This window comes from Actinophytocola sp. (assembly GCF_045807065.1).
Taxonomy (GTDB): Bacteria; Actinomycetota; Actinomycetes; order Mycobacteriales; family Pseudonocardiaceae; genus Actinophytocola.
The window spans coordinates 1-7,723 of the sequence record NZ_JBJMIE010000489.1 but is presented as its reverse complement, the minus strand read 5'-3'; the positions used below and the strand labels follow the sequence as shown (position 1 = coordinate 7,723).

At 75.0% G+C, this 7,723-nt stretch carries 2 protein-coding genes; both read left to right on the top strand.

The genetic code is table 11. The features are described 5' to 3' along the window. The coding region (locus tag ACJ73U_RS28760; RefSeq protein WP_407780856.1) for an SDR family NAD(P)-dependent oxidoreductase at positions 1-1,985 on the top strand (1,985 nt) is incomplete at its 5' end. Positions 1,986-2,145: 160 nt separating this feature from the next. Next, on the top strand, positions 2,146-7,723 hold a 5,578-nt coding region (locus ACJ73U_RS28755; protein ID WP_407780855.1), incomplete at its 3' end, for an SDR family NAD(P)-dependent oxidoreductase.

Here is a 7,723-nt window from a genome sequence, read left to right as displayed (position 1 = left end):
GGCTCGAGCAGGCGCCGGCCGCCACCCCGGTCGACGAGGCGGACGCCGAGTTCTGGGCGGCGGTGGAGAGCGCCGACCTCGCCGACCTGGCCGACACGCTGCGCGTGGACGCCGCCGCGCTGGACGTGGTGCTGCCCGCACTCGGCACCTGGCGCCGCGCCCGCCGCGCCGCCGCGGCCGTCGACCACGTCCGGTACACCACCGACTGGGTGCCGATCAGGCCCACCGGCACCAGGGCCGGTCGCTACCTGCTGGTCGCGCCGGCCGGCGTGGACGTGCCGGAGCTGGGACTGGACACCGTGCTCGTCCCCGTCACGGACGCCGCGACACTCCCGGACGCACTGGCCGCCGGGCTGGCCGAATGCCCGAACCCGGCCGGCGTCCTGTCCCTGCTCGGCCTGGCCGCGCAGGGCGACCCGGTGCTGCCGGCTGGCGTGGTCACCACGGTCGCGCTCATCCAGGCCACCGCCGGCCTGGCCGCGCCGCTGTGGCTGCTCACCACCGGTGCGGTGACCGTCGGCGACCGGGTCGCCGATCCGGTCGCCGCGCAGCTGTGGGGCATCGGCCGCGTCGCCGCGCTCGAGTACCCCGACCGGTGGGGCGGCATGGCCGACCTACCGTCCACAGTGGATTCTTCAGTGTTGGCCGCCGTGCTGGCGGGCGACGAGGACCAGGTGGCCATCACGTCCGACGGCGTGTTCGCCGCCCGCCTGCTGCCGGCGCCGTCCGGGGAGGCGCGGCCGTGGACCCCCCGCGGCACGGTCCTGGTCACCGGTGGCACCGGCGCGCTCGGCAAGCACGTGGCGCGCTGGCTGGTCGACCGCGGCGCCGAGCACGTGGTGCTCACCAGCCGCTCCGGCCCGCGAGCGCCGGGCGCGGCCGAGCTGGTGGCCGAACTCGGCGTCACGGTCGCCGCCTGCGACGTGGCCGACCGGGACGCGGTGGCGGCCCTGCTCGACGAGTACCGGCCGTCCGCGGTGTTCCACGCGGCCGGCGTCCTCGACGACGGGATGCTGGACTCGCTCACCCCGGACCGGCTGGCCACCGTGCTGCGGGCCAAGGCGGTCGCCGCGGCCAACCTGCACGAGCTGAGCGGCGACCTGGACGCGTTCGTCCTGTTCTCCAGCCTCACCGGCACGCTCGGCAACCCCGGCCAGGCCAACTACGCCGCCGCCAACGCCTACCTCGACGCGCTCGCGGAAACCCGCGCCGCACAGGGGCTGCCGGCCGTGTCGCTGGGCTGGGGCCCGTGGGCGGAGGGCGGCATGGCGGCCGGCGGCGCGGCCGACCGGGCCCGCCGGGGCGGGTTGACCCCGCTGCGGCCGGAGCTGGCGCTCGCGGTCCTCGGCCACGCGCTCGACCACGCCGGGCCGGCCGTGACCGCCGTCGCGGACGTGGACTGGCCCCGCTTCGCGGCCGACTTCACCGCGACCCGGCGCAGCCCCCTGCTCGCCGAGCTGCACACCGTGCCGGCGGCACCCGTCGCCGACTTCCTGTCCACACTGGACGGAAAGGACGCGGCGGACCGCGGTCGGCTCCTGCTGGAGCTGGTGCGCACGCACACCGCGGCGGTGCTCGGACACGCGAGTGCCGACGCCGTGGACAACGGGCGCGGACTGCTGGAGCAGGGCTTCGACTCGATGACCGCCGTCGAGCTGCGCAACCGGCTCGGCGCGGCCACCGGGCTGCGGCTGCCGGCCACCCTGCTCTACGACTACCCGACCCCGCTGGCCATCGCCGGCCACCTGGGCGACCAGCTGGTCCCGGGGGACGGCGGCGGCGGCGTTCTAGCCGAAGTGGACCGAATCGCGGACGCGGTGTCCGAGGGTGAGCTGGACGAGGCAACCCGGCGGGCGCTGACGGCCCGCCTGGAAGCCCTGCTTGCCAGGTGCAGGGAGACCGGTTCCGAGGCAGACATGGACATCGAAGCGGACAGCGTCGATGCGATGTTCGACCTGATCGACGAGGAGTTCGGCCTGTCATGAGCGCAGCTAGCGGGCGAGGAGGCCGCATGAAACACCTTCTGCCAACCTCCGGAACCGTCACCTCAGGGGAACGTGACGAAAACCAGCCACAAGCACGTGACCAAACGGAACCATTCGTCCCCGACGCGACCAACACAGTGAATTCCGGGGAGGCGGGACAGTGAACCAGGACGCCAAGGTCCTTGAGTACCTGAAGAAGGTCACCGCCGACCTGCGGCGCAGCCGGGCGCTGGTGCGCGAGCTGGAGGACCGGAACACCGAGCCGATCGCCGTCGTCGCGATGAGCTGCCGGTTCCCCGGCGGCGCCGACACCCCGGAGAAGCTGTGGCGGCTGCTCGCCGACGGGGTCGACACGGTCGGGCCGTTCCCCGCCGACCGCGGCTGGGACCTCGACGTGCTGGCCGGTGCCGGCGAGACCGGTACCTCCTATGTGGACAGTGGAGCGTTCCTGCGCGGCGTCGGCGAGTTCGACCCGGCGTTCTTCGGGATCTCACCGCGCGAGGCCGTCGCCATGGACCCGCAGCAGCGGCTGCTGCTGGAGATCTCCTGGGAGGCCGTGGAACGCGCCGGCATCGACCCACACTCGTTGCGCGGCAGCCGGACCGGCGTGTTCGCCGGCACCAACGGGCAGGACTACGCGGTGCTCGCGAGCCAGGCGCCGGCGGAGTCGGCCGGCTACCTGGCCACCGGCATCGGCGCGAGCGTGGTCTCCGGCCGCATCTCCTACACGTTCGGGCTGGAGGGGCCGGCGGTCACCGTGGACACGGCGTGCTCGGCGTCCCTGGTGACCATCCACCTCGCGGCGTCCGCACTGCGCAACGGCGAGTGCTCGCTGGCGCTGGCCGGCGGCGTGACCGTGCTGTCCACGCCGATCTCGTTCGTGGAGTTCTCCAAGCAGCGCGGGCTGGCCACCGACGGCCGGTGCAAGGCGTTCGCCGACGCGGCGGACGGCACGGGCTGGGGCGAGGGCGCCGGCATGCTGCTGCTGGAGCGACTGTCGGACGCGCGGCGCAACGGGCACCCGGTGCTCGCCGTGATCCGCGGCTCGGCGGTCAACCAGGACGGCGCGTCGAGCGGCCTGACCGCGCCCAACGGCCCGTCCCAGCAGCGGGTGATCACCGCGGCTCTCGCCGCGGCCAAGCTGTCCACTTCGGACGTCGACGTGGTCGAGGCGCACGGCACCGGCACTACGCTCGGCGACCCCATCGAGGCGCAGGCCCTGCTGGCCACCTACGGCCAACGGCGCGCGAACCCGCTGCTGCTCGGCTCGATCAAGTCGAACATCGGCCACACCGCCGCCGCGGCGGGCGTGGCCGGCGTGATGAAGATGGTGCTGGCCATGCGTGCCGGCCAGGTCCCGCCCACCCTGCACGTGGACGCGCCGACGCGCGAGGTGGACTGGACCGCCGGGTCGGTCGAGCTGGCCACCGGGCTGACACCGTGGCCCGAGGTCGACCGGCCGCGCCGCGCCGGCGTGTCGTCGTTCGGCGTGAGCGGCACCAATGCGCACGTGATCCTGGAACAGGCACCGCCCGCCGAGGAACCGGAAGAGGTTCCCACTCCGGACGGCCCCTACGTCGTTCCTCTTTCCGCCCACGGGCCGGCGGCGTTGCGGGCGCTCGCCGGCCGGCTCGCGGACGTCGAGGTCCAGCCCGCCGACCTCGCCACCACCATGGCGCACCACCGGGCCGCGTTGCGCAGCCGAGCGGTCGCGGTCGGCGCGGACGCGCAGGCGCTCACCGCCGCACTGTCCGAAGTGGCCGGTGGCGGCCCGGCCGTGGTGTCCGGCACCGCCGATGTTTCCGGCAGGATCGCGTTCGTCTTCCCCGGCCAGGGTGCGCAGTGGGCCGGCATGGGGCTGGCGCTCGCCGAGTCGTCCCCGGTCTTCGCCGCCCGACTCGCCGAGTGCGCGCAAGCGCTTTCGCCCCATGTGGACTGGTCGCTGTACGACGTGCTGGGCGACGCGGACGCGTTGCAGCGGGTGGATGTCGTGCAGCCGGCGTTGTGGGCGGTGAACGTCTCGCTCGCCGCGCTGTGGCAGGCGAGTGGCGTGCGCCCCGACGCGGTGATCGGGCACTCGCAGGGCGAGATCGCGGCCGCCGCCGTGTCCGGTGCGTTGTCGCTGGCGGACGCGGCGACGGTCGTCGCGTTGCGCAGCAGGACGATCAGCGCGATCGCCGGCGCCGGCGGGATGATGTCCATCACGCTGCCCGCCGAGCAGGTCGCCGCCCGGCTGCCGGCGGGTGTCTCGGTCGCCGCGATCAACGGGCCGGAGGCCACCATCGTCTCCGGTGACGCCACCGCGCTGGACGAGCTGGCCGCGGCCTGCGAGGCCGACGGGGTCCAGGCCCGCCGGGTCAAGGTCGACTACGCGTCGCACTCGGCGCACGTCGAGCACATCCACCAGGACATTCTCAACGCGTTGGCCGGCATCACCCCGCGCACGCCGGAGATCCCCTTCTACTCCACAGTGGACTCCCGTTGGCTGGACGTGCCCACCGACGCCGAGTACTGGTACCGCAACCTGCGCTCGACGGTCGAGTTCGCCGCCGGCATCGAGGCACTGGCGGCGGACGGGTTCGGCTTCTTCGTGGAGTCCAGCCCGCACCCCGTGGTGACCCCGGCCGTCGCCGACACCCTCGACGCGGCCGGCCGGACCGGCGCCGCGCTCGGCACGCTGCGCCGCGACGACGGCGACCTGACCCGCTTCGGCACCTCGCTCGGCGAGCTGTGGGTGCGGGGCGGGGAGGTGACCTGGCCGGCGGCCGGCCGGCTCGTCGACCTGCCGACCTACCCGTTCCAGCGCGAGCACTACTGGCTGACGGTCAGCGAGACCCCGAGCGTCGCGACCGGTCTCGGCCTCGCCGCGGGCACCCACCCGCTGCTGCCGGCGGCCGTCACGCTCGCGGACACCGACGAGCTGGTCCTCACCGGCCGGCTGTCCGCGCGCACCTGCCCGTGGGTCACCGACCACGTCGTGGCCGGGTCGGTCCTGTTGCCCGGCACCGCGTTCCTGGACGTGGTGACCGCGGCGGGCGACCACGTCGGCCTCGACCACGTGGCCGAGCTGACCCTGCTCGCGCCGCTCACCGTGCCCGCGCACGGCGGCACCGCGCTGCAGGTGCATGTCGGCGCCCCGGACGACGCCGGCCGCCGCTCGGTCACCGTCTCGTCCGCAGCCGATGACGCACAGTGGACCCAGCACGCCGTGGCCACGCTCGACACCGCGCCGGCAGGCGAGCCGGCCGGCCTCACCGAGTGGCCCCCACGCGGCGCGGAACCCGTTGACCTGACCGACTTCTACGCCACCCTCGCCGAGGGTGGGCTGGCCTACGGCCCGGCGTTCCAGGGGCTGCGGGCCGCCTACCGCAAGGGCGAGGAGATCTACGCCGAGGTCGCGCTCGACGTCGCGGTGGACGGGTTCGGCGTGCACCCGGCGCTGCTCGACGCCGCCCTCCACGCCATCGGCCTGACCTCGGCCGCGTCCGGACCGGGAGTCCTACCGTTCGCCTGGTCCGGGGTCACGTTGCACGCGACCGGCGCGACCGCCCTGCGGGCCCGGCTCACCCCGGCCGGCCCGGACACGGTGTCCCTGCTGGTCGCCGACGCGACCGGCGCCCCGGTGCTGTCCGCCGACTCGTTCACGCTGCGCCCCATCGGCGCCGCGACCGCCGCGCCGACCGGCCACGACTCGCTGTTCCGGGTCAACTGGACGCCGGTGTCCACTTCGGACAGTGCGGAGTTCGCGTTCCTCGGGGACGCCGGCCTGGCGTCGCTGACCGAGGTCCCGGCCAACGTCGTGGTTCCCCTGCCGCACGGGGAACTGTCGGCGGACGCCGTGCACGAGGTGACCGCCGCCGCGCTGGCACTCGTCCAGGACTGGCTGGCCGACGACCGGTTCGCCGACGCGCGGCTGGTGTTCGTCACCAGCGACCTGGCACACGCGGCGGTCACGGGCCTGGTCCGCGCCGCCGCCTCGGAGAACCCCGGCCGCTTCGGGCTGGTGACCGCCGAGGCGCCCAGCGACGCGCTGCTCGCCGCGGCACTCGCTACCGGGGAGCCGGAGGTCGCCGTCCGCGACGGGGCGGTGTTCGTGCCGCGGCTGGCCAGGGCCGCCTCCAGCGCCAGCCTCATCCCGCCCGCCGGGCCGTGGCGGCTGGACTCGACGGGCAAGGGCAGTCTCGCGAACCTCACCCTGGCTGCCTGCCCCGAGGTCACCGAACCGCTCGCCCCGGGCCACGTCCGCGTCGCCATGCGGGCGGCCGGCCTGAACTTCCGCGACGTCCTCAACGCGCTCGGCATGTACCCGGGCGAGGCCGGCCTACTCGGCAACGAGGGTGCCGGCGTGGTCACCGAGGTCGCCGCCGACGTCACCACCCTCGCGCCCGGCGACCGGGTGATGGGCATGTTCGCCGGCTCCTTCGGCCCCATCGCGGTCACCGACGCGCGGCTGCTCACCCACATCCCCGACGGCTGGTCGTTCGCCGAGGCGGCCTCCTCGCCGATCGTCTACCTCACCGCCTACTACGCGCTGGTCGACCTCGCGGACCTGCGTGCCGGCGAGTCGATCCTCGTCCACGCGGCGGCCGGCGGCGTCGGCATGGCCGCCACCGCGCTGGCCCGCCACCTGGGCGCCGACGTGTTCGGCACCGCGAGCCCCGGCAAGTGGGACGTGCTGCGCGGCAACGGGTTCGCCGACACGCACCTCGCCTCCTCCCGGGACGCGGGCTTCGCGGAGGCGTTCCCGGCCGTCGACGTGGTGCTGGACTCGCTGGCCGGCGAGCTGGTCGACGCCTCGCTGCGACTGCTGCGCGGCGGCGGCCGGTTCATCGAGATGGGCAAGACCGACATCCGCGACGCGGCGGTGGTCGCCGCCGACCACCCCGGCGTGCGGTACCGGGCGTTCGACCTGTCGGAGGCCGGCCCGGACCGCATCGGCGAGATGCTCGCCGTGCTGGGCGAGCTGTTCGCGGCCGGCGTGCTCGCTCCGCTGCCGATCACCGAGTACGACGTGCGCCGGGCACCAGCGGCGTTCCGGCTGGTCAGCCAGGCCAAGCACGTCGGCAAGGTCGTGCTGACCGTGCCGGCGCCGCTCGACCCGAACCGCACCGTCCTGATCACCGGCGGCACCGGCGTGCTCGGCACCGCGCTGGCCCGCCACCTCGTCGTCGACCACGGTGCCCGGAACCTGTTGCTGGTCAGTCGTTCCGGTCCGGCCGCCCCGGGGGCGGCCGAGCTGGTCGAGGAGCTGACCGCGCTCGGGGCCACCGCCCGCGCCACCGCCTGCGACACCGCGGACCGGGACGCGCTGGCCGAGCTGCTGTCCACGCAGGACCTGACGGCCGTGGTGCACGCGGCGGGCCTGCTGGACGACGGCCTGGTCACCGGCCTCACCCCCGAGCGCCTCGCGACCGTGCTGCGGTCCAAGGTGGACGCGGCGATCGCCCTGCACGAGCTGACCGCCGGCCACGACCTGTCGGCGTTCGTGCTGTTCTCCTCCGCGGCCGGCGTGTTCGGCGGCGCGGGTCAGGGCAGCTACGCCGCGGCCAACACGTTCCTCGACGCGCTCGCCGCGCACCGCCGCGAGCGGGGCCTGCCGGGTACCTCCCTCGCGTGGGGCCTGTGGGCGCAGGCCAGCGCCATGACCGGCCACCTCGACACCGGCGACGTCGCCCGGCACGGCCGCGGCGGCATGACCCCGCTGCCCACCGACCGCGGCCTCGCCCTGTTCGACCTGG